A 21,239-nucleotide genomic window follows, 5' to 3' on the forward strand; every position below is an offset into this window, starting at 1 on the left:
CGCCATCCTGTGGGAGCGAGCCTGCTCGCGAAGGGGCCGGTTGGTACAATGCAAAAATCAGGCAGAAACCACCCGATTTCGCCCCCGTTCCTTAGCCTGATACAGCGCCTTGTCTGCCGCAAACAGCAATTGCTCCAGGCTGATGTCGCTCGCTGTCGTCCAGGTACTGATGCCGATGCTGACCGTCATCGGCTGTTCATCGCCTGCCACCGGTGGCAACTGCTCCACCTGCACACGGATGCGCTCGGCAATCTGCCGTGCACCGTCGTTGCCGGTTTCAGCCAGGATCACCGAAAACTCCTCGCCGCCGTAGCGGGCTACCAGGTCTGTCGGACGATGGACATTGGCGCCAATGACATCGGCCAGCGAGCGTAATGCCTCGTCGCCTGCCTGGTGGCCGTGGCGGTCGTTGAAGGCCTTGAAGTGATCGGCATCGATCATCAGCACCGACATCGGCTTGCCGGACCGTTGCGCCCGAAACCACTCGTGGCGCAGGGTCTGGTCGAGGGTTCGGCGGTTGGCCACGCCGGTCAAGGCATCGGTGGCGGCCAGTTGCGCCAGTTCCTGTTCGGCGCTGTAGCGCAGGCGCAGTTCGCGGCAGAGCAACCAGGTCAGCCATAGCAGCGCGATACACAGGACCCCGGTGGCGCCGCTGATCACAATGGCCGTGCGCTGCCAGGTGGCGAAGACTTCGTCGCTGGAAAGGGCCACGATGACCGTCAGCGGCAGGTTGCCGACCCGGCTGAAGGTGTACAGGCGTTGCTGGCGGTCTACGCTCGACACGCCGTCAAAGCTGCCACTGCCCTCGCGCAGCATGCGCACGACGTTGGGCCGGTCGGCGAAGCTTTTGCCGACGGTGTTGTCTTGCAGAAACGGCTTCTGCGCCAAGAGCACGCCGTCGTCGTTGATGATGGCCAGCGTGCTGTCAGTCCCGATGTCGAGGCTGTTGAACAGCTGATCGAAGTACGCCAGGCGCATCGAGGCCACCGCGACCCCCAGAAACGCCCCGGTAGTCGAAGAAATGCGTCGGCTGAAGCTGATTTGCCATTCGTCGTTGTAGTCGCAGTCGCAGCGAGGCTTGAAGGGGCGGCTGATGAACATGCCGGTGTCGCGATTGAAGGCATGGGCGAGGAAATAATCGCGGTCGGCGAAGTTGCCCGGTTTGGGCTCGATCAATGATGAGTCGGCGAGCACTTCACCCTGCTGATCCAGCAGCAGGATGTCACTCTTGTAGCGGGCCGTGGTGGAACGGTCGAACAGCACCAGATGACGGATCTGTGCAGAAACCTGCTTCAAGTCATCCCGTTGCGCCGCGGCAATCAGGCCTTGCAGGGTCAGGTCATAGAGCTCCACCGTGCGCAACACGTCGGCATCGATCAATTGCGCAATGGTGGTCGCGCCGCGCGTGGCTGCCTGCTGGGCGTTGGTATGTTCGCGGATCAGTAGAAAAGTGACGATGCTGAGTATCGCAATGACCGTCAGGCTGCTGCCGAGGATCACCAGGATCTCGGGCCGTCCGGCGCTGCCTGAACAATTGGGAGTGCGGCGTACGGTCATGGGGGCTGATGTCTGCTTGGATGACTGGGTAAGCGTAGTTCCATAAACGTAGCAGCCAGGGAAAAGGCCGGTTAAATGAACCAACTGAGGTCTGCCAGGGTGAACAAAACCGTGGGAGCGAGCCTGCTCGCGATGAAGGCGCAACATTCAGCGTCGATGTTGATTGACCTGACGCTATCGCGAGCAGGCTCGCTCCCACAGGTTGTACGGCAGGTGCCAGAGTGATCAGAGCAAATCGAGGGGATAGTCGATGATCACCCGGTATTCATCGGTGTCCTGATCCAGAACTCCGTAACCATTGCCGCCACGGTTGGTCGCCCATTGCAGGCGCAGCGCCAGATCCTTGGCTTTGCCGCTCTGAACCACGTATTTCAGGTCAACGTCACGCTCCCAGTGCTTGGCGTTCTTGCCATCGGCGCTGTACCACGCGGCATAGCCCGGGCTGTCGGGATCAACCTGAGTCAGGTCCAGTTTTCCTCGGGAGTACGACACGGCCGATGTCAGGCCCGGCAGACCAAACCCGACAAAGTCGTAGGCGTATTTGAGTTTCCAGGAGCGTTCATTGGGGCCGTTGAAGTCCGAATACTGCTGGGAGTTGTCGAGGAAAATGCTGTCGCCCTGGCTGATGTAGTCGAACGGGGTGTTGCCGTTGACCCGCTGGTAAGCGGCCGTGACGCTGTGATTACCCACGCCGACGGTGAAATGCAGGCTGTAAGTGTTGTTGTCGATATCGCCCAGTAGCGCATCACCGGTGTCCTGCGTGTGATAGACGTGCAGGCCTGGGTTGAGGCTGATCAGGTCATTGAGCGCGTAGGTGTAGTCCAGGTCGAAGTAGTACTGGTTCCAGATGTTCTTGAGTTCGGCGGCATACAGGCTGCTGGTCAGTCCCGGCAGGCCGCTCCAGGCCATGCCGGCCCAGTTCAGGTGCCGACTGTCCTCGCCATCAGGCAGGCTGCCGTAGGACGTGCCGATGCGGGTATGGCCGCTCTGGTTGTACGGCTTGGTGAAGCTGGCCTGGCCGCCTTCGATCATCACACCGTCGATGCTGTGGTTGGTCAGGCTGACGCCGCGAAAGGTCTGGGGCAGCATGCGGGTTTCGCCCCCGGCAATCACCGGGTTGGCCAGAAACAGGTCGCCGGCCTTCAACTCGGTATCGAAAGCGCGCATTTTCAAGGTGCCGCCGGCGGTCGAGAACGACCCTGGCGCTTTGCCGTTGCCATCGCTGACCGGCAGGATGCTCGAATTGTCCGTGCCGCCACCGCCGTCGAGCTTGAGCCCGAGCATGGCGTGGGCATCGATGCCAAAACCGAGCGTACCCTCGGTGTAGTCCGACTCGAAGACACCCAGGAAACCTTGCCCCCACTCAATGTTGTCGTCGGCCTGCTGCAGGCGATTGCGGTGCATGTAGTAGTTGCGGGCGTTGAGGTTGAGGCTCGAGCCTTCGACGAATCCTGCGGCAGACGAATCATCGGCGGCCTGGACGCTGGTGGTCATCGTTGCAGCGATTGCAATGACCAACGGTGTGGATCGGAATGGGAAACGCACGTGCGGAAAAGCTCCTTGGGTCAACTTGGAACGTCACTGTTGGGGGCGTCGGGGATGTTTACATGGGGATGGCGAAGCAAACGGGGTTGGACCCACAACGAAAAAAAGCCGCTGATAGCAGCGGCTTTGAAGACAACTGTTCAAGGGGAAGAGCCGATGAAAAGTGTCGAGGGAAACAGGAGCGATGCGCGTCGATCAGCTGTCTTTCTCGGCCTGTGGCTGGGCCTGAATGCTCGATGCTTGCGGGGCCTGGGTGCCTTCCTGGGCTTTGGCCGTCATCTCGATCTGGTGCTCTTGGTAAGCAGCGGCGCGTGCGGCGTTTTGTGCGACGAAAGCCTGCGACTCTTCAGCCATGGCCAATGGCGTCACGAACAAAGAGGACAAAACAAAAGCGCTGGCAATACCCATACTGTTGGACATCTTTAAAACCTTCTTGCTTGGCAAGTGCTGTTTGGTGCGGGCAAAGATAAGGATGTCGGGCGATGGGAAAAAGAGCGGATTCATGAAAGGACTGTTGCGCAAAAGGCAATAGTTGGATGTTCACTGGTTTGTGGTCAACCCGAAACCACTGTGGGAGCGAGCCTGCTCGCGAAAGCGGTGGATCAGTCAGCATGGATGTTGGATGTGAGGCTTCTTCGCGAGCAGGCTCGCTCCCACAGTGGACTTTTGTTGCTCAGATACTTTCCCTCAACCATGGAATCTCCCACAAAGGGAAGGGGGTCAGACCGGCAGGTGAATCCCGAAGGTGTTCATGCCGTGATCGCTGCGCACGAACACATCCCCGCCATGCATCAGCGCGATCGCCTTGACGATCGCCAGTCCCAATCCGTGGTTGTTGCCGCTGTTGCTGCGCGAGGCGTCGACGCGGTAGAAGCGTTCGAACAGGCGCGGCAGGTGCTCGTTGGCAATCGGCGAACCGGGGTTGGCGACGCCAATACTGACTTGATGCTCCTCGGCTTCGATTCGCACCTCAATCACCTGTCCGGGTTCGGTGTGCTGCACCGCGTTGCTCAGCAGGTTGATCAGCGCCCGTCGCAGGTGCGCGATCTCGATCCGCACTTGCGCATCGCCGCTGACCTGCACCTGGACCTGAGCATCTTCGAGGATGAAATCCAGGTATTCCAGGGTTGTAGCCACCTCATCGGCCAACGACGTGGAGGTCAGTTTGGTGGCCTTGCTGCCCTGGTCCGCACTGGCGAGGAACAGCATGTCGTTGATGATCGAGCGCAGGCGCTCGAGCTCTTCAAGGTTCGATTGCAGGACTTCGAAATAATGCTCCGCCGAGCGTCCACGTGTCAGCGCGACCTGGGTCTGGCCGATCAGGTTGGTCAGCGGCGAGCGCAGTTCATGGGCGACATCGGCATTGAACGATTCCAGCCGCGAGTAAGCCAGTTCGACCCGCTCCAGCGTGGAGTTGAACGAATTGACGAACTGGTTCAACTCCGGTGGCAGTGATGACATGCGCAAACGCCCGGAACGCAAGGGCGGGGCCAGGCGCTGGGCCTCCTGAGACAGCTTGATCAGTGGCTTGAGGCCGATCCGCGCCACCCAGTAACCCAGTGCCGAGGCCAGCAGCACGCCGACAATCGCCAGGCTGATCAGGGCGATCAGCAACTGGTGTTGAGTCTGGTGGAACGTTTCGGTATCGATGCCGATCATGAAGCGCAGTGGCGGCCGTTGATCCTTGGCCGGGAACTGGCTGACCAGCACCTTGAGCGGGTAAGGCTGATTCGGCAACGTCATGTCGCGCATGCCCAGCGGCCCCTGGGCAAACTCGCGGATCCGCGGCGTCAGGTTGCCGTATTCGTAGTGTGGATCGTCGCTGATGATCCAGAAACTGATGCGTTTGTCTTCTTCACCCAGCAGCTTGAGCTTGTTGTTGATCTTCACCCAATGTTCGGGCGTGCCGTAACGGCCAACGGTGGATTCGAGCACGCTGTAACGCGCATCCAGTTCGGCTTCAGGCAGCAAACCCAGGCCTTTGTCGACCTGCTGGTACAGCGCCCAGCCGATCACCAGGAACACCAATAGCGCCACCAGCGTGAACATCCCGCTGAGGCGTAGGGCGATGCTATTACTGGACACCACGGCTCTCCAGCACATAACCCATGCCACGGATCGTGTGCAGCAGTTTTTCATCGAATGGCCCGTCAAGCTTGGCCCGCAGACGTTTGATCGCGACTTCGACGACGTTGGCGTCGCTGTCGAAATTGATGTCCCAGACCATTTCCGCGATGGCGGTTTTCGAGAGGATTTCGCCCTGACGCCGGGCCAGCACACTGAGCAGCGAAAACTCCTTGGCGGTCAGGTCCAGGCGCGTGCCGGCGCGGGTGGCCTTGCGGCTGATCAAATCTATCCACAGGTCGGCGATGCTCACTTGCACCGGTTCATGGCCACCGCTGCGGCGGGTCAACGCTTGCAGGCGAGCCACCAGTTCGAGGAAGGAAAACGGTTTGCCCAGGTAATCGTCGGCACCGTCGCGCAGGCCCTTGATGCGGTCTTCGACACGCTCGCGGGCGGTGAGCATGATCACCGGTGTCTGCTTGCGCGCACGCAAGGCGCGCAGGACGCCGAAGCCATCCAGGCCCGGCAGCATGACGTCGAGGACGATCACCGCGTAGTCGTTTTCCAGCGCCAGGTGCAGGCCTTCCACGCCATCGCGGGCCAGGTCCACGGTGTAACCCTGTTCCGTCAGGCCGCGGTGCAGATAGTCCGCGGTTTTTTCCTCGTCTTCGATAATCAGAACGCGCATGACCCCGCCTCAGTCTGTGGTCGCCAGCGCCGGCAGCGCTGTTGGTTTAGGCCGATGGAAAAGCCGCTCCAGCCATAAGTATATGACTGGTGTGGTGAACAGCGTCAGCGCCTGGCTCACCAGCAAGCCGCCGACCACCGCGATCCCCAAGGGCTGGCGCAGCTCGGCACCGGTGCCATAGCCGAGCATCAGCGGCAGGGCGCCGAGCAGGGCGGCGAGGGTGGTCATGATGATCGGCCGAAACCGCGTCAGGCAGGCCTGGAAGATCGCTTCTTCCGGTGGCAGGCCGCCTTTGCGCTGCGCTTCGAGGGCGAAGTCGATCATCAGAATGCCGTTTTTCTTCACGATACCGATCAGCAACACCAGGCCGATCAGCGCCATGATCGAAAAGTCCTGGCCGCAGATCCACAACATGATCACCGCACCGAGGCCCGCAGCAGGCAGCGTCGAGATGATGGTCAGCGGATGGACGAAACTCTCGTAGAGCACGCCGAGAATGATGTACACCGCCACCAGCGCCGCCAGGATCAACCAGGGCTGGCTGGCCAGCGAACTCTGGAACGCTTGCGCCGCGCCCTGGAAATTGCCGCTGATCGCCACTGGCATGCCAATCTCGGCCTTGGCCTGGTTGAGCATGATCACCGCATCGCCCAACGCCACACCGGGTGCGAGGTTGAACGACATGTTGGCGGCCGGGAACATGCCGTCATGGGCGATGGACAACGGGCCGATGGTGGGCGCATCGAACCGGGCCAGCGCCGACAGCGGCACCATCTCACCGCTCAAGGGCGAGCGCAGGTAGAAATAGTTGAGACTTTCGGCCTTGCCGCGCTGTTTGGTGTCCAGTTCCAGGATCACGTTGTACTGGTTGATCTGGGTCTGGAATTCGTTGATCTGACGCTGGCCGAAGGCGTCATACAGCGCTTCGTCAACATCACTGGCGGTCAGGCCGAAGCGTGCAGCCGCGCTGCGGTCGATGCTGATGTGGGTGATGCTGCCGCCCAGTTGCAGATCGTTGGAAACATCGCGGAATGCCGGGTTGCTGCGCAGCTTTTCCGTCAGGCGCTGGGTCCAGGTGCTCAGCACCGCACCGTCGTTGCTCTTGAGCACGTACTGATACTGGGCACGGCTCGGGCCGGAACTGAGGTTGATATCCTGGCCGGCGCGCAGGTACAGGACGATGCCCGGGACTTTCATCAGTTGCGGACGAATCCGGTCGATGAACTCGCTGGCCGAAACATCGCGGTCACCGCGTTTTTTCAGGGCGATCCAGAAGCGGCCGTTGGCGATGGTCTGGTTGCTGCCCGATACGCCGACCGAGTGAGAAAAGGTCTGTACGGCCGGATCTGCAGCGACGATTTCGGCCATCGCCAGGTGTTTTTTCACCATGTCGCCGTAGGAAATGTCCGCAGCCGCTTCAGTGGTACCGAGGACAAAACCGGTGTCCTGTACCGGGAAGAAACCTTTCGGAATAAAGATGTAACCGCCGACGGCCAGCGCCACTGACAGACCGAAAACACCAATCATCAGCTTCTGATGGGCGAGGGCGCGGCGCAGGCCTTTTTCATAGAGGTCCAACAGGCGCTCGCCGAAACCTTTCTTGCCGTGGGCATCGTGCACCGGGGCGCGCATGAACAGCGCCGCCAGGGTGGGCGCCAGGGTCAGGGATACCACCACCGAAATCAGGATGGTCGAGGTGGCGGTCAGGGCGAATTCCTTGAACAGCCGCCCGACCACGCCGCCCATGAACAGCAGCGGAATGAACGCCGCCACCAGCGAGAAGCTGATCGACACCACGGTGAAGCCGATTTCCCCCGCACCTTTGATCGCGGCCTCGCGCATGCCGTCGCCGGCCTCCAGATGACGGTGAATGTTCTCCACCACCACAATCGCATCGTCGACCACAAACCCCACGGCCACCACGATCGCCACCAGCGTCAGGTTGTTCAGGCTGAAACCCATGAGGTACATCAGGGCGAAACTGGCGATCAGCGACACGCCGAGCACCGCTGACACAATCAGGGTCGCCGACAACTGGCGCAGGAACAGCGCCATCACCGCCACCACCAGCATGATCGCGATCAGCAAGGTGATTTCCACCTCATGCAGCGAGGCCCGGATGGTCTGGGTGCGGTCGATCAGCGTCTTGACCTGTACCGACGCCGGAAGCATGGCTTCCAGGCCCGGCAGCGCTGCCTGGATGCGGTCCACGGTCTCGACGATATTGGCCCCCGGCTGGCGGAAGATCACCAGGTTGACTCCCGGTTGCGTGCCGGCCCAGGCCTGGACGTAGGCATCCTCCGAACCGTTGACGACTTTGGCCACATCCTTGAGATGAACCGGTGCACCGTCCTTGTAGGAAACGATCAGCTGGCTGTAGTCATCAGGGTGGAACAACTGGTCGTTGGTGGAAAGGGTCGAGATGCTCGATTCCCCGTACAGCGCACCTTTGGCCAGGTTGAGGCTGGTCTGCTGGATCGCCAGGCGGATGTCCGCCAGCGTCAGGCCGATGGCCGCCAGTTTGTCCGCCGACACCTGGACACGGATCGCCGGACGTTGCTGACCGGTGATGGCGACCTGGCCTACACCGTCGATCTGGCTGATCTGGCGGGATAACAGGGTTTCCGTCAGGTCGCTGAGTTCGGGGCCGGGCATCAGCGATGAGTTGACGCTGAGGATCAACACCGGACTGTCGGCCGGGTTGACCTTGCGCCAGGTCGGCAGGTTGGGCATGTCCTTGGGCAGCTTGCCGGCGGCGGTATTGATTGCGGCCTGCACTTCCTGGGCGGCGGTGTCGATGCTTTTGTCGAGGGTGAATTGCAGGGTCAGGATGGTTGAGCCGAGGGCGCTGCTCGAGGTCATCTGTGTCACGCCGGGGATGGCGCTGAACTGCACTTCAAGAGGCGTGGCCACCGAAGACGCCATGGTTTCCGGGCTGGCGCCGGGCAATTGTGCCGCCACCTGGATGGTCGGGAATTCCGCCTCGGGCAGGGGGGCCACCGGCAGGCGCGGAAAGGCGATGGCGCCCAGCAGCACCAGGGCGAACGTCAGCAGAACCGTCGCCACCGGATGGTCGATACACCAGGCGGATATCGAGCCGTGGCCTTTCATTGCGCGGCCTCCGATTGCACCACCTGCGGCGGGTCGGTCAGCACTTGCACGGTGGCACCGGGCTTGAGCCGCGACTGGCCATCGCTGACCAGCACGTCACCCGGCGCCACGCCTTTGATGATGTTCTGGCCGCTGCCCTGGAAGACCATTTGCACCGGCACGGTTTCGACCTTGTCGCCCTTGAGCCGGTAAACGAAAGGCTGGTCCAGACCACGCTGTACGACGGTGGGCGGTACCACCAGCGCATCTTTGTCCAAGGCTGTCTGAATCTTTACCGTCACCAGCAGGCCCGGCCAGAGTTTCTGCCCGGCATTGTTGAATTCGGCCTTGGCGCGAATGGTCCCGGTGTTGGCATTGATCTGGTTGTCGATCAGGGTCAGGTGGCCTTCACCCAGCAGGTTACCGGTTTCGCCGTCGGTGTCGGCCCCGATGTAGGCCTTGACCCGGGCATATTGCGGATCGCTGATCAGGCCTTGCAGGGTCGGCAGCATGTGTTGCGGCAGGGAGAACTCCACGGCAATCGGGTCGATCTGGGTGACGGTGAACAGGCCTTGGGTGTCGGTCATGCGCAGGAAGTTGCCTTCGTCCACAGTGCGAATACCGACGCGGCCGCTGACCGGGGAGCGAATCTGTGTGTAGGACAGTTGCACCTGTGCCGCATCAATCGATGCCTGGTTGCCCTGAGCGGTAGCCTTGAGCTGGTTGACCAGTGCCTGTTGCTGGTCGTAAGTCTGTTTCGATACGCCGTCGTCGACGCTCAGCAGCTTGTAGCGCTTGAGGTTGACCTGCGCCACTTGCAGTTGCGCCTGGCTTTCACCCAGCTGTGCCCGGGCCTGGTCGAGACTGGCGCGGATCGAGCGGTCGTCGATGGTGGCCAGCAAGTCGCCTTTGCTCACCAGTTGGCCTTCCTTGACCAGGATTTTGGTAAGAATGCCGTCGATTTGCGGACGCACCACGACGCTGTGCAGCGACAGCACCGAACCGATGCCGCTGACGTAGCGAGGGACGTCTTTTTCGACGACGCTGACCACGCGCACAGGAATGGCGCTGGGCGCCGCGAGCTTTGCCTTGGCGGGTTTGGTGGCATACCACAGGCCCAGCGCTGCCAGAATAATCAGAAGGGCGACGAGCAGGGCGGGTTTTTGCTGGATTCGCATGCGAGTGAGGCGCCAGGGCTGGGTGATCGACAGGTTGGTATGTTCCTTTATAAACCTGTTTGACGGTCAGGAAGGTGACTGCTAACTGACGGCGCTGTCAGTTTGGCCTTGGCTTGGCGGCCTTATAGCCGACCATGCTGTGGATGGGGGGTGTACATATCCGTTGCTGCGGTAACGGCGGCTGGCGGTTTCGCCCTTACGGCGACTCACTTTTTTGACAAGCGCCTCAAAAAAGTAAGCAAAAAAACGCTTGCCCCGGCGTCCGGCCCCTCGCCAGGGCTCGGGGTTCCTTCACTCCGGCATTCATCCGGGGGCATTGCCCTCCGGTTGGCTTCGCTGCACCTACATGCAATGGGTTCGACTGCGTCGAACGGCGCTGCGCGCCCATCCCCGGATGAACACCTCCACTCAGCCTCCCGAAGGGGCGGGTGGATCAAAATCAAAAGCTTAAGGCGAGCTAACGCTCGGCCTGATGAGTGGTGAAAAGCGGGTGTACACCAGTTTGCTTTTGCTTTTGCCTTTGTAGGAGCAAGGCTTGCCCGCGAAGGCGGCCTGACAGCCGACCAATCTCTTGCTGATGTACCCGGCTCTACTGTGGGAGCGAGCCTGCTCGCGAAGGCGGCCTGACAGCCGACCTGACTTTTGCGGGTGTATTCAATCCAAATGTAGGAGCCGCCTGCGGCAGCTCCTACACAGATATTGTGAGATCCAGAAGGTTCAATTCGCCACCCGCGCCCCCGCCAGGCTGCCGCTCAGTTCATAAGCCGCCAATTCCGCCTGATGCGCCGCCAACAGCTCCGGCAACGATCCACGCAGGTATTCCACCCAGGTCTTGATCTTCGCATCCAGGTATTGCCGCGACGGGTAGATCGCGTACAGGTTCAGCTCCTGCGAGCGGTATTTGGGCATCACGCGCACCAGCGAGCCGTTGCGCAGGCCGTCAATCGCCGCATACAGCGGCAGTACGCCAACGCCCATGCCGCTGGTGATCGCGGTTTTCATCGCGTCGGCCGAGTTCACCAGGAACGGTGAGCTGTTGATGGTGACCATTTCCTGGCCATCGGGGCCGTCGAAGGCCCATTTCTCCAGGGGGATGACGGGGCTGACCAGGCGCAGGCAGGCGTGGTTGAGCAGGTCGCTGGGTTTTTGTGCGCAGCCGTTGGCTTTGACGTAGGCGGGGGAGGCGCAAACGATGCTGTAGGTGATGCCAAGGCGTTGGGAAACGAAGCCCGAGTCCGGCAGCTCGCTGGCGAGCACTATGGAAACGTCGTAACCCTCGTCCAGCAGGTCCGGCACGCGGTTGGCCATGGTCAGGTCAAAGGTCACGTCCGGGTGGGTCTTGCGGTAGCGGGCGATGGCGTCGATCACGAAGTGCTGGCCGATGCCGGTCATGGTGTGCACTTTCAGCTGGCCGGCCGGCCGCGCATGGGCGTCGCTGGCTTCGGCCTCGGCTTCTTCGACATAAGCCAGGATTTGCTCGCAGCGCAGCAGGTAGCGTTTGCCGGCTTCGGTCAGGGCAATGCGTCGGGTCGTTCGGTTGAGCAGACGGGTTTGCAGGTGGGCTTCCAGGTTGGAGACCGCGCGCGAGACGTTGGCCGTGGTGGTGTCCAGTTGCACGGCGGCAGCGGTGAAGCTGCCGGCCTCGGCCACGTAACTGAAGGCGCGCATGTTTTGCAAAGTGTCCATGGGGTGCTCTCGGGTTCGATGGCAAATTGTGACACGAAGTTTCAGGATCTGAGACCCCAGACTTAAGGATTATCGCGTTAACGGTAACAAAGATTCACAGGAATCCCAGCTTATCGCCATTCCGGTCGCCCCATAGAATTGCGCCGATCGTTGTACCTCCCCTCCTCAGGAATCTTCAGCAGTGCCGCGTCGCATCAGCAGAGCGCTTGAGCCGCTCAGTATTCTGGCTTTAACCCTGGTCATCAGCGGCTGCATCGGAACCGGAGGTGTTGCCCCGCAGGGCAAGACGCTGGAGGCCAATTCGCTGGCCACCGACGAGGCCATCCAGAGCGCCGCGCAGGATGCTCATTGGCCCACCGCCCAATGGTGGCAGGCTTATGGCGACCCGCAACTGAACCATTGGATCGAGCTCGCCGTGCAAGGCAGCCCTTCCCTGGCCATGGCCGCTGCGCGGGTACGGCAGGCCAAGGCCATGGCCGGTGTCGCCGAAGCGGCCGAAGCGTTGCAGATCAACGGTCAGTCCACGCTCAAGCGCCACAACTGGCCCACCGATCAGTTCTATGGTCCGGGTGATCTGGCCAACAGCACCACCTGGGATAACAACGCCGCGCTGGGTTTCAGTTACGCCCTCGATCTCTGGGGGCGCGAAAGCAACACCACCGAACGCGCCGTGGACATGGCCCACATGACCGTCGCCGAAGCGCGCCAGGCGCAGCTCGAATTGCAGAACAACATCGTGCGCGTCTACATCGAGCTCTCGCTGCATTACGCGCAGCGGGACATTGTCGAGGCGACCCTCAAGCAGCAACAGCAGATCCTTGATCTGGCGCAAAAACGCTTGAACGGCGGCATCGGCACCCATTTCGAGGTCAGCCAGGCCGAAACGCCTTTACCGGAAACCCACCGGCAGATCGATGCACTGGATGAAGAAATTGACTTGAGCCGCAATCAGCTGGCTGCGCTTGCGGGCAAGGGACCGGGGGAGGGCGCGAAATTGCAGCGGCCGACGCTGTCGCTGGGCGCGGCGCTGAAGCTGCCGTCGTCATTGCCGGCGCAGTTGCTCGGTCAACGGCCGGACGTGGTCGCCAGCCGCTGGCAAGTGGCGGCCCAGGCCCGGGGCATCGATGTGGCGCATGCCGGTTTCTACCCCAATGTCGACCTGCTCGGCAGCCTCGGCTACATGGCCACCGGCGGCGGGGCATTGGAGTTTTTGACTGGCAGGAAACTCAACTACAGCGTGGGACCGGCTATTTCCCTGCCGATTTTCGACGGCGGCCGGTTGCGTGCGCAGCTGGGCGAAGCCTCGGCCGGTTATGACATCGCGGTGGCCAGGTACAACCAGACCCTGATCAATGCGCTGAAAAACATCTCCGATCAGTTGATACGTCGCGAGTCCATGGACAAGCAGCAAACCTTCGCGGCCGAGTCGGTGGCTACCGCGCAGAAAACCTATGACATCGCGATGATCGCCTACCAGCGCGGGCTCACCGATTACCTCAACGTACTCAACGCCCAGACCCTGCTGTTCAAGCAGCAGCAAGTTCAGCAGCAGGTCCAGGCCGCGCGGCTGAGTGCCCATGCCGGGCTGGTGACGGCGCTCGGTGGCGGGCTCGGTGCAGGCTACGACGTGCCCGAAGACCGCCAGACCGCAGCACCGAAAACCCCGGTTCTTTTACGTTGAACACAATCCCTGTGGGAGCGAGCCTGCTCGCGAAGAGGCCTTATCAGTCAATGATGATGTCGCCTGGCACGCCGCTTTCGCGAGCAGGCTCGCTCCCACAAGGTCCAATTCGTCGCACACTTTTCGACCAATGAGCAGGATTTCATGACGCCCTTGCCCGCACCTTTGCGCTGGCTGTATTCCCTTGACTGGCGCCGGGGTTTCTTCGACTGGGCGCGCAGCGACGGCGTGACCTGGGTGTACATTTTCAAGGTACTGATCGCGGCGTTCCTCACGCTCTGGCTGGCCATGCGCCTGGAGTTGCCGCAACCGCGCACGGCGATGATCACCGTGTTCATCGTCATGCAGCCGCAAAGCGGCCAGGTGTTCGCCAAGAGTTTCTATCGCTTCCTTGGCACCCTGGCCGGCTCAGCGGTGATGGTGGCGCTGATTGCCTTGTTCGCGCAGAACACCGAGCTGTTTCTCGGCTCGCTGGCGATCTGGGTCGGCATTTGCTCGGCGGGCGCGGCGCGCAGTCGCAACTTCCGCGCCTACGGTTTTGTACTGGCCGGTTACACCGCGGCGATGGTCGGATTGCCGGCGCTGGCGCATCCCGATGGCGCGTTCATGATGGCGGTCTGGCGGGTGCTGGAAATCTCCCTGGGGATTCTCTGCTCGACCCTGGTCAGCGCCGCGATCCTGCCGCAAACCGCCAGTGCCGCGATGCGCAACGCTTTGTACCAGCGCTTCGGTGTGTTCGCCTTGTTCGTGACGGACGGCTTGCGCGGCCGCAGTAAACGCGAGGCATTCGAAGCCAGCAACGTGCGCTTCATCGCTGAGACGGTGGGTCTGGAAAGCTTGCGCAGTGTCACCGTGTTTGAAGACCCGCATATGCGTCGACGCAACGGTCGGCTCAGTCGCCTTAACAGCGAGTTCATGGGCATTACCACCCGTTTCAATGCCTTGCATCAGCTGCTCGAGCGCCTGCGCAGCAACGGTGCCGATCACGTGGAGGCGGCGATCAAACCGGGCTTGCAGGATCTGGCCGAGTTGCTCGACGGCTACAGCGGACGTGCCCTCACCAGCGCCGATGCAGCACGACTGGTCACGGCCCTGACGGCCTACAAGCAAGGTTTGCCGGCGCGGGTGCGCAGTCTGCGGGCGGTTTTCCAGGAGAACAATCCGAGCGACGCTGAGCAACTGGATTTTCACACCGCCTACGAATTGCTCTATCGCTTCGTCGACGACTTGCACAGTTATGCACAGACCCACGCGTCCCTGGCGGATCACAGCCATGAGCGCGAGCGTTGGGACGAACCGTTCACCCCGCAAACCAACTGGCTGGCGGCCGCGGCGTCGGGGATTCGTGCGTCTTTCATTCTGCTGGTGCTGGGCAGCTACTGGGTGGCCACGGCGTGGCCGAGCGGGGCGACCATGACCCTGATCGCCGCCGCCACCGTGGGCCTGTCCGCCGCGACGCCGAATCCCAAGCGCATGGCGTTCCAGATGGCTTGCGGCACCTTGCTCGGGGCCGTGATCGGTTTCGTCGAGATGTTCTTCATCTTCCCGTGGATCGACGGCTTCCCCTTGCTGTGTGTGATGCTCGCGCCGGTCTTCGTGCTCGGCGCGTTTCTCGCATCGCGCCCGCAATATGCCGGGGTCGGGGTGGGCTTGCTGATCTTCTTCAGTATCGGTTCGGTGCCGGACAATCTCACGGTCTACAACCCCTACACCTTTATCAACGACTACATCGCCATGGTGCTGGGCATGCTGGTGTGCGCGGCGGCGGGGGCGATCATTCTGCCGCCCAACAGCCGCTGGTTATGGCGGCGGCTGGAGCAGGACCTGCGCGGCCAGGTGGTGTATGCCATCAGCGGCAAACTCAAGGGCCTGGCGTCGAGTTTCGAAAGCCGCACCCGCGACCTGGTGCATCAGGCCTACGGCTTCGCGGCGGGGCAGCCGCAGGTGCAGCGTGATCTGCTGCGCTGGATGTTCGTGGTGCTGGAAGTCGGCCACGCCATCATCGAGTTGCGCAAGGAACAAGCGATTCTGCCGGTGCACCCTGCCTATGCCCAATCCCAGCCATGGCGCCAGTCGATCCGCGTCATGGGCCGCGCGCTGGTGCGGCTGTTTCTGCAGCCGGGACAGAGCAATCTGGAACGCGCATTGATCGCGGTCGACCACGCGATCAGCCGTGTGCAGGCCACCGACGAACCCTTTGCCCCGCACTTCGATACTTCGGCATTGCGTCGGGTGAAAAGCTATCTGCACTTCATCCGCACCTCGCTGCTGGACCCGCAGTCGCCGTTGTCCAGCTATGCCCCCGTCACCGCCCGGCCCCAAGGACTTGACCATGCCCCGTGAAATCGCCTTCCACGGCGTGTACATGCCCACCATGACCCTGATGTTTCTGATAGCCGCGGCACTGGCCTGGGCGCTTGACCGGTTTTTCTCCGGGTTCGACCTGTACCGCTTCTTCTGGCACCCGGCACTGCTTCGCCTGAGTCTGTTTACCTGTCTGTTCGGCGCTTTGGCGCTGACTGTCTACCACTGAGAATGCCCTGATGAAAAAGCTTTTCAGCCTGCTCGCCACCCTGCTGGTATTGGCCCTGGCGATATGGATCGGCCGCACCCTCTGGGTGCATTACATGCAGACGCCGTGGACCCGTGACGGTCGGGTACGCGCCGATATCATCAACGTCGCCGCCGACGTCACCGGCGAAGTGGTAAACGTGCCGGTGCGTGACAACCAGTTGGTGAAGAAGGGCGACCTGTTGATGCAGATCGACCCCGAGCACTACCGCCTCGCGGTCAAACAGGCACAGTCGCTGGTGGCCTCGCGCAAGGCCACATGGGAGATGCGCAAGGTCAACGCCCATCGCCGCGCGGACCTGGACAATCTGGTGATCTCCAAAGAAAACCGCGACGACGCCAGCAACATCGCCGACTCGGCGCTGGCCGATTACCAACAGGCCCAGGCGCAACTCGAAGCCGCCGAACTCAACCTCAGGCGCACTGAAGTCCGTGCGGCGGTGGACGGTTACGTGACCAACCTCAACGTCCATCGCGGCGACTATGCACGTATCGGTGAAGCGAAAATGGCCGTGGTCGACATGAATTCGTTCTGGGTCTACGGCTTCTTCGAAGAAACCAAACTGCCCTACGTGCGCGTCGGCGACAAGGCTGACATGCAACTGATGAGCGGCGAAGTGCTCAAGGGGCATGTGGAAAGCATTTCACGGGGGATCTACGACCGTGACAATCCAGAAAGCCGCGAACTGATTGCCGACGTGAATCCGACGTTCAACTGGGTGCGTCTGGCGCAGCGGGTGCCGGTGCGGATTCACATTGATGAAGTGCCGGAAGGCGTGCTCCTGGCGGCGGGGATCACATGTACGGTGGTGGTCAAGACTGCGGCTGGCGAGTAGAGGATGCTCTTGTTCTGCCCACGTCAACAGACACCTCTATCCGGGCGGATAGAGGTGTTTTTCGTGGGGGCTCAGCGTGGATAGGCCACGAGATTTGGAAGGGTGCGCAATGCGGGGTCCTGCCCCGCTGCCAACGGATAGAGAAGTTGAATGGAGACATTCAAATCCTTGCCTGGCTCCAGCAGATACCGGTCACCTGCTGGTGTGTACAGTTCAATCACGCCTTCGGAACCGTCATGCGCCACCTCCAGCCAGGGATTGGCATGAATTTTCGTGCCCAACGGCAAACCGGCGCAGGAAAATTTCCACTGAGTGGACGGATGCCTGGTTGCCCTGAGGACAACGTCATAACTGTAAATCCAGGCTCCGGTCAGCTGATCCTGCCACTCACCCTTGAACACCTGGGAGGCTTGAATATCCTGCTCCTCAATGTTCATTGCCAGGACCGGGCAGTAGAAGTCTTCCTCATAGGTGGGTTGGTAATAAACAATCCCGCATAAATCTGCGATCGATGATCCGGGCAGGTTTTTATCGGACGTCAATGTCACCGTACGTTCAGGATTCCATCCCTGTGTTTGTGCCTGCGTAATTGTCAGGGTGCTGAACCCTGAATGGGGGGGCTTGATCATTTGCGCTCCACTGACCGGCATGGAGGCGTGCAGCAGGGTCACATCCGCATAGGTCCGGAATTGCAGGCGTGATCCGACGGGAGGTGGAGCGCCATCGGTTTCAAGGGTGAAGCCGAGCGTCACAGGCACACCTTTCTTGATCCCGTTTACAACGTTGTGCATTTTGATATTCAGAAGTTTCGTCATTTCAAATTCCTTTTGAAAAAGAACTGATCCCATGTTCGCTGCCGGGACCGATCAACCCCGATAGCCGTAAACATGACCGACCGCACCACCCACTCCCAGCGTGTTGCCTGCCAGCAGTACCCGCCTGTTGGCCTGTATCTGAAGCTGGGCCGGAGTCGTGACCAGTTCGGCGTCTTCCACGATGGCGCCGTATTGGCCGAAACTGCGGTCGATCAAACCGTCGGCCTGATAGCGTGCGGCGTAAAGGCGCTTGGAGCCTCCGGCAGCGAGAATTTTTCCGTCGACCTGTCGATGGCCACAGACCCATTCGTTGCCATGTTCAGGATCGAATAACGTCAGCACCGGCCGGCCACTATTGAATGCCGGGTGTGGATTTCCGGTAGATTCCAGACCCACCAACAGCCCCCAGTTTCTTTGTGCGGTGCTGGCCTGCCCAACGCCGACGACCTTGCCTTCGCCAGTGTCGATCAGATCATGAACGATCACCGTGCCAGTCGGAATTGTCAGCGTCGAGAAACCTGGAGTCTCCAGGCTGCCGTAGTTGCTATCAAGTTCGCCTGTGTGCGAATAACGTGCGATATAACCAAGTGTTTCGCAAGTTGCTGAGCGTGCACTTCCAGCGACCAGAATAGCGTCCTGCTGCACTAGCAGAGCATTGGCCGAGGTCTCGGAAAAAGATGGGTGTTTAATTTGCAGCCTGCCACTTTCGTTGAAGCTTTTATCGAGGTTGCCCTTGCTGTCCACGAGTATTATCTCGCCGGTTGAAGTCTCTCCATTGTGGTAAGTGGCGCTGACAAGCATTTTACCGCCCTCGAGTAATTGCAGGTTACTGGAGTCGCTGACCAGTTCGCCCAGGGAACTGTTGTCGATAATTACGCATCCCTGCCCGCCAAAGCTTTGGTCAATCGTGCCCTGCTGGTCGAAGCGGATGATCACCAGGCGCTTGGGGCTGAAGACGTCTGTTTTTCGTGACCAACCCAGCATCAGGATGGATCCGTCGGCCTGTATCGCCAGCTTGCCACCGGCTGAGTCGTAGCCATTGGGGAAGTTGCCATGTACCAGACCGTTGTCTGCGAAGGAGGTGTCAAGGCTGCCATCCGGGTTGAATCGTGCCAGGCCATAAAGGCCCTTCAAGTCACGGGCGAGCCATGCGCCGACCAGTATTTTGTCGTCTGCGAGCACATGAATGCCTTTTACATGCCGATCGTGGTCAAGTTCGTGGTCAAGTTTATATAAGTTGATGACACCGTTTTCGCCAAACGCGGGGTCACGATCTCCAGGCACTGAAAAAGAGAATTGGTTGTGAGTGATAACGTCCATATTGTTGCCTTTCTATAATTTGGTAGTCAGAAAGTTCAAGCCCATTTCTTTATGGGCTGGCAGGCAAGTTATAGGGCAGGTAATGGCTTGGCGAGAGGCGGGTGGGCATTGAATATTTGAGCATGTTTCTATTGCCCTGTAAGGGAGCGACATACAAAGTTAATCTTACAGGGCAGGGAAAACTTTAAAGGTTGGCGGCTTTGGGGGTGGGGACATTCAGCTGCAGAAAGTCTCCTGCAAATGCCGCCAAAGCACCTTGCCATCCGCCTGCTTCTCGAACACCACGGTCGAGCGGCGGTCCGAATGCAACCCCGTGGCGTCGGTCTGTTGTTCCCGATAACTGACCGTCGCGCCGCCGTTGTGCAATGCGAGGCCGCGTAACTCGCTGAGTTGGATGCGAAACCCGAGCTTCTTGCCGCCGGCCAGCATGAACAGCTGTTCAAGCGCGTCGAAGTCCAGCACCCGGCCCAGGGGCGAGACCATGGAAAACTGCGGCGAAAAACGGGTCAGCAGGCGCTCGAGTTCGGATGCATCCTGCTCCTCGGCCAGCCATTTTTCGATGGCTACGTGGGCCTGGATCACTTCGTCAAAGTATTCGCTGAAGTCGGTCATGTTGTTTCCTGAAATTCAGTAGTGCCTGTTTCGACGCCTTCGCGAGCAGGCTCGCTCCCACATTGGAAATGCGCTTCCCTGTGGGAATGAGCCTGCTCGCGAAGGTGTCGACTCGGTCTCAAAGTTGCCCTCGCAACCCGAACCGCTTCATCAATGCAGATTCCAGCAAGCCTTTGGGCAACAACCCCGCCATCAACGGCAACGCCCGACTGCCATTACCCAACCGTACCAGCCGCGGCGGCTTGCTCTGCTGCACGGCCTTGAGCAGAGCGGCGGCGAATTCGCTGGCCGGGGTCGGGTTGTCCTGGGACGCCTTGGCCCGCGCGCGAATGCCTTCACGCAGCGCAAACCACGGCGACTGTTCGCTGATCAGCTGCTCGGCCTCAAAGCCGGCGTTCTTGGCGAAACTGGAGGCAATCGCGCCGGGCTGAACTTCCATGACCCGCACGCCAAACGGCGCCAGTTCCATGCGCAAGGCATCGCTCAAGGCATGCACGGCGGCTTTGGACGCGCAGTAGGCGCCAGCGAACGGAGTGACCAGCACCCCCGACACGCTGCCGATGTTTACCACGATCCCTTTGGCCCGGCGCAGCACCGGAAACAACGCGCGGGTCACGCCAACGATGGAAAAGACATTGGTTTCGAACTGGCGCTGCATCGCCTGCACGCCACCATCGAGCAACGGCCCCATGGCGCCGTAACCGGCGTTGTTGATCAGCACATCGAGGCCACCAAGCTGCTGGCTGATCCGTTCGCTCAACTGTTCAAGGGCCTGGCCGTCGTTGACGTCAAGTCGCACGCCGGTGAAGCCGGCAGCGCTCAGCACCGCCACGTCTTCAGCCTTGCGCGCAGTGGCCCAGACCTCGTATCCAGCGCTTTTGAATGCCTCGGCGAGGGCGCGGCCGATGCCGCTGGAACATCCGGTAATCAATGCAACAGGCATGGCGCGGTCCTTGTGCAATCAGTGGGAAAAGCGGGTTGGGGAAAGCTCAGTCAGAAAAACTACCCTGTAAACGCTCGGCGCGAAACTCCAGGGTTTCCGGGCGGTAGCCAGGGCGTAGCGGCGGTAGCGGCAAGCAGTCTTCCCAGCTGCCACCAGCCAGCAATTCGCCCGGTCCACGGTAGCGGGGGGCAGCGTATTGATTGTCGGCGAGGTTGACCGTATCGCCGGGCGCATAAGCGGCTACCCGCCAACGCAATTCGGTCAGCGGTACGTCGTTGCCGTTGTTCATGGTCAATTGCAGCGGGCGGTCGGCGGGGCAGTGTTGCGGCGCGTAGCTGATGCGCAGCTCCAGGCGTTGGAGTTGCTTGAGTTCGCGGTGGTCCATCCAGATGACCCAGGTGGCGACGATGCCCAGCCCCACGGCGGCGGCCATGGACACGGGCAGGGCTTTGGCCGGATAGCGCAGCAACAGGATCAGCCAGGTGATGACCAGCAGGACGCCGATGAACATGACGCGCAAACCTCGGGAATGGAAGGACCATCGTACCTAAGCGCGGGGCAGGTTGGCGATGGGCGAGAGTTTGTGGCGAATGTTATGGCCCCTTCGCGAGCAGGCTCGCTCCCACAGTTGATCTGTGGCGTTCACAAAACCA

At 60.8% G+C, this 21,239-nt stretch carries 17 protein-coding genes; 4 read left to right on the forward strand and 13 right to left on the reverse strand.

Going from position 1 to position 21,239, the window contains the following annotated elements; translation table 11 throughout:
• Nucleotides 1-57 precede the first annotated feature (57 nt).
• The 8 genes from ACW9HW_RS20380 to ACW9HW_RS20415 all read right to left on the reverse strand — a co-directional run bounded on the left by ACW9HW_RS20380 (nt 58) and on the right by ACW9HW_RS20415 (nt 11,808).
• Complete coding sequence (locus ACW9HW_RS20380; RefSeq protein ID WP_457401516.1) at nt 58-1,557, reverse strand: diguanylate cyclase; 1,500 nt, start codon at nt 1,555-1,557, stop codon at nt 58-60.
• A 225-nt stretch (nt 1,558-1,782) separates the two neighbouring features.
• Nucleotides 1,783-3,102: an OprD family porin gene (locus ACW9HW_RS20385; protein ID WP_457401517.1), complete on the reverse strand. Its 1,320-nt coding sequence runs from the start codon at nt 3,100-3,102 to the stop codon at nt 1,783-1,785.
• Between the two features lie 195 nt (nt 3,103-3,297).
• A complete protein-coding gene (locus ACW9HW_RS20390; RefSeq protein ID WP_095193003.1) occupies nt 3,298-3,522 on the reverse strand; it encodes a hypothetical protein in 225 nt (74 codons plus the stop codon).
• 300 nt (nt 3,523-3,822) lie between these two features.
• Nucleotides 3,823-5,187: a heavy metal sensor histidine kinase gene (locus ACW9HW_RS20395; protein WP_095193004.1), complete on the reverse strand. Its 1,365-nt coding sequence runs from the start codon at nt 5,185-5,187 to the stop codon at nt 3,823-3,825.
• Nucleotides 5,177-5,854: a heavy metal response regulator transcription factor gene (locus tag ACW9HW_RS20400; protein ID WP_095193005.1), complete on the reverse strand. Its 678-nt coding sequence runs from the start codon at nt 5,852-5,854 to the stop codon at nt 5,177-5,179. The genes ACW9HW_RS20395 and ACW9HW_RS20400 overlap by 11 nt, the downstream gene beginning before the upstream one ends.
• Before the next feature lie 9 nt (nt 5,855-5,863).
• The gene (locus ACW9HW_RS20405) at nt 5,864-8,965 is read right to left on the reverse strand and encodes a multidrug efflux RND transporter permease subunit (RefSeq protein WP_095193006.1); all 3,102 of its coding nucleotides are present in this window, start codon (nt 8,963-8,965) and stop codon (nt 5,864-5,866) included.
• Nucleotides 8,962-10,122: an efflux RND transporter periplasmic adaptor subunit gene (locus ACW9HW_RS20410; protein WP_095193007.1), complete on the reverse strand. Its 1,161-nt coding sequence runs from the start codon at nt 10,120-10,122 to the stop codon at nt 8,962-8,964. The genes ACW9HW_RS20405 and ACW9HW_RS20410 overlap by 4 nt, the downstream gene beginning before the upstream one ends.
• A gap of 717 nt (nt 10,123-10,839) precedes the next feature.
• A complete protein-coding gene (locus tag ACW9HW_RS20415) occupies nt 10,840-11,808 on the reverse strand; it encodes a LysR family transcriptional regulator (RefSeq protein WP_095193008.1) in 969 nt (322 codons plus the stop codon).
• A 181-nt stretch (nt 11,809-11,989) separates the two neighbouring features.
• On the opposite strand from ACW9HW_RS20415, the gene ACW9HW_RS20420 reads away from it, so the two are divergent.
• The 4 genes from ACW9HW_RS20420 (at nt 11,990) to ACW9HW_RS20435 (ending at nt 16,896) form a co-directional block, all read left to right on the forward strand.
• Entirely contained in the window at nt 11,990-13,489 is a 1,500-nt protein-coding gene (locus tag ACW9HW_RS20420) for an efflux transporter outer membrane subunit (protein ID WP_457401519.1), read from the forward strand.
• Between the two features lie 144 nt (nt 13,490-13,633).
• The gene (locus tag ACW9HW_RS20425; protein ID WP_457401521.1) at nt 13,634-15,832 is read left to right on the forward strand and encodes an FUSC family protein; all 2,199 of its coding nucleotides are present in this window, start codon (nt 13,634-13,636) and stop codon (nt 15,830-15,832) included.
• Nucleotides 15,822-16,022 carry a DUF1656 domain-containing protein gene (locus ACW9HW_RS20430; protein WP_095193011.1) on the forward strand — a complete coding sequence of 67 codons (201 nt, stop codon included), beginning with the start codon at nt 15,822-15,824 and terminating at the stop codon, nt 16,020-16,022. The genes ACW9HW_RS20425 and ACW9HW_RS20430 overlap by 11 nt, the downstream gene beginning before the upstream one ends.
• 10 nt (nt 16,023-16,032) lie before the next feature.
• Nucleotides 16,033-16,896 (forward strand): efflux RND transporter periplasmic adaptor subunit, encoded by an 864-nt coding sequence (locus ACW9HW_RS20435; RefSeq protein WP_095193012.1) that lies wholly within the window; start codon nt 16,033-16,035, stop codon nt 16,894-16,896.
• 71 nt (nt 16,897-16,967) lie between these two features.
• Here the strand turns inward: ACW9HW_RS20435 and ACW9HW_RS20440 are convergent, their stop codons facing one another.
• From ACW9HW_RS20440 to ACW9HW_RS20460, 5 genes are all read right to left on the reverse strand, one after another.
• On the reverse strand, nt 16,968-17,711 hold the full coding sequence (locus tag ACW9HW_RS20440; RefSeq protein WP_457401524.1) for a hypothetical protein: 744 nt from the start codon (nt 17,709-17,711) through the stop codon (nt 16,968-16,970).
• Between the two features lie 51 nt (nt 17,712-17,762).
• Entirely contained in the window at nt 17,763-19,031 is a 1,269-nt protein-coding gene (locus ACW9HW_RS20445; RefSeq protein WP_095193014.1) for a hypothetical protein, read from the reverse strand.
• Nucleotides 19,032-19,247: 216 nt separating this feature from the next.
• Nucleotides 19,248-19,643, reverse strand: coding sequence for a DUF4440 domain-containing protein (locus ACW9HW_RS20450; RefSeq protein ID WP_095193015.1), 396 nt, complete (start codon nt 19,641-19,643; stop codon nt 19,248-19,250).
• A gap of 118 nt (nt 19,644-19,761) precedes the next feature.
• Nucleotides 19,762-20,586 (reverse strand): SDR family oxidoreductase, encoded by an 825-nt coding sequence (locus ACW9HW_RS20455; RefSeq protein ID WP_095193016.1) that lies wholly within the window; start codon nt 20,584-20,586, stop codon nt 19,762-19,764.
• A gap of 46 nt (nt 20,587-20,632) precedes the next feature.
• Nucleotides 20,633-21,097, reverse strand: a complete 465-nt coding sequence (locus tag ACW9HW_RS20460) for a multidrug transporter (protein ID WP_095193017.1) — start codon at nt 21,095-21,097, stop codon at nt 20,633-20,635.
• Nucleotides 21,098-21,239 lie beyond the last annotated feature (142 nt).

The organism is Pseudomonas sp. SDO5532_S415 (assembly GCF_054071155.1).

What these genes read in the sequence shown, in the direction of transcription:
- ACW9HW_RS20440 (WP_457401524.1), bottom strand. Translation starts at nt 17,711, where the DNA reads ATGACGAAACTTCTGAATATCAAAATGCACAACGTTGTAAACGGGATC.
- ACW9HW_RS20435 (WP_095193012.1), top strand. Translation starts at nt 16,033, where the DNA reads ATGAAAAAGCTTTTCAGCCTGCTCGCCACCCTGCTGGTATTGGCCCTG.
- ACW9HW_RS20445 (WP_095193014.1), bottom strand. Translation starts at nt 19,031, where the DNA reads ATGGACGTTATCACTCACAACCAATTCTCTTTTTCAGTGCCTGGAGAT.
- ACW9HW_RS20405 (WP_095193006.1), bottom strand. Translation starts at nt 8,965, where the DNA reads ATGAAAGGCCACGGCTCGATATCCGCCTGGTGTATCGACCATCCGGTG.
- ACW9HW_RS20400 (WP_095193005.1), bottom strand. Translation starts at nt 5,854, where the DNA reads ATGCGCGTTCTGATTATCGAAGACGAGGAAAAAACCGCGGACTATCTG.
- ACW9HW_RS20390 (WP_095193003.1), bottom strand. Translation starts at nt 3,522, where the DNA reads ATGTCCAACAGTATGGGTATTGCCAGCGCTTTTGTTTTGTCCTCTTTG.
- ACW9HW_RS20415 (WP_095193008.1), bottom strand. Translation starts at nt 11,808, where the DNA reads ATGGACACTTTGCAAAACATGCGCGCCTTCAGTTACGTGGCCGAGGCC.
- ACW9HW_RS20410 (WP_095193007.1), bottom strand. Translation starts at nt 10,122, where the DNA reads ATGCGAATCCAGCAAAAACCCGCCCTGCTCGTCGCCCTTCTGATTATT.
- ACW9HW_RS20450 (WP_095193015.1), bottom strand. Translation starts at nt 19,643, where the DNA reads ATGACCGACTTCAGCGAATACTTTGACGAAGTGATCCAGGCCCACGTA.
- ACW9HW_RS20460 (WP_095193017.1), bottom strand. Translation starts at nt 21,097, where the DNA reads ATGTTCATCGGCGTCCTGCTGGTCATCACCTGGCTGATCCTGTTGCTG.
- ACW9HW_RS20455 (WP_095193016.1), bottom strand. Translation starts at nt 20,586, where the DNA reads ATGCCTGTTGCATTGATTACCGGATGTTCCAGCGGCATCGGCCGCGCC.
- ACW9HW_RS20425 (WP_457401521.1), top strand. Translation starts at nt 13,634, where the DNA reads ATGACGCCCTTGCCCGCACCTTTGCGCTGGCTGTATTCCCTTGACTGG.
- ACW9HW_RS20380 (WP_457401516.1), bottom strand. Translation starts at nt 1,557, where the DNA reads ATGACCGTACGCCGCACTCCCAATTGTTCAGGCAGCGCCGGACGGCCC.
- ACW9HW_RS20430 (WP_095193011.1), top strand. Translation starts at nt 15,822, where the DNA reads ATGCCCCGTGAAATCGCCTTCCACGGCGTGTACATGCCCACCATGACC.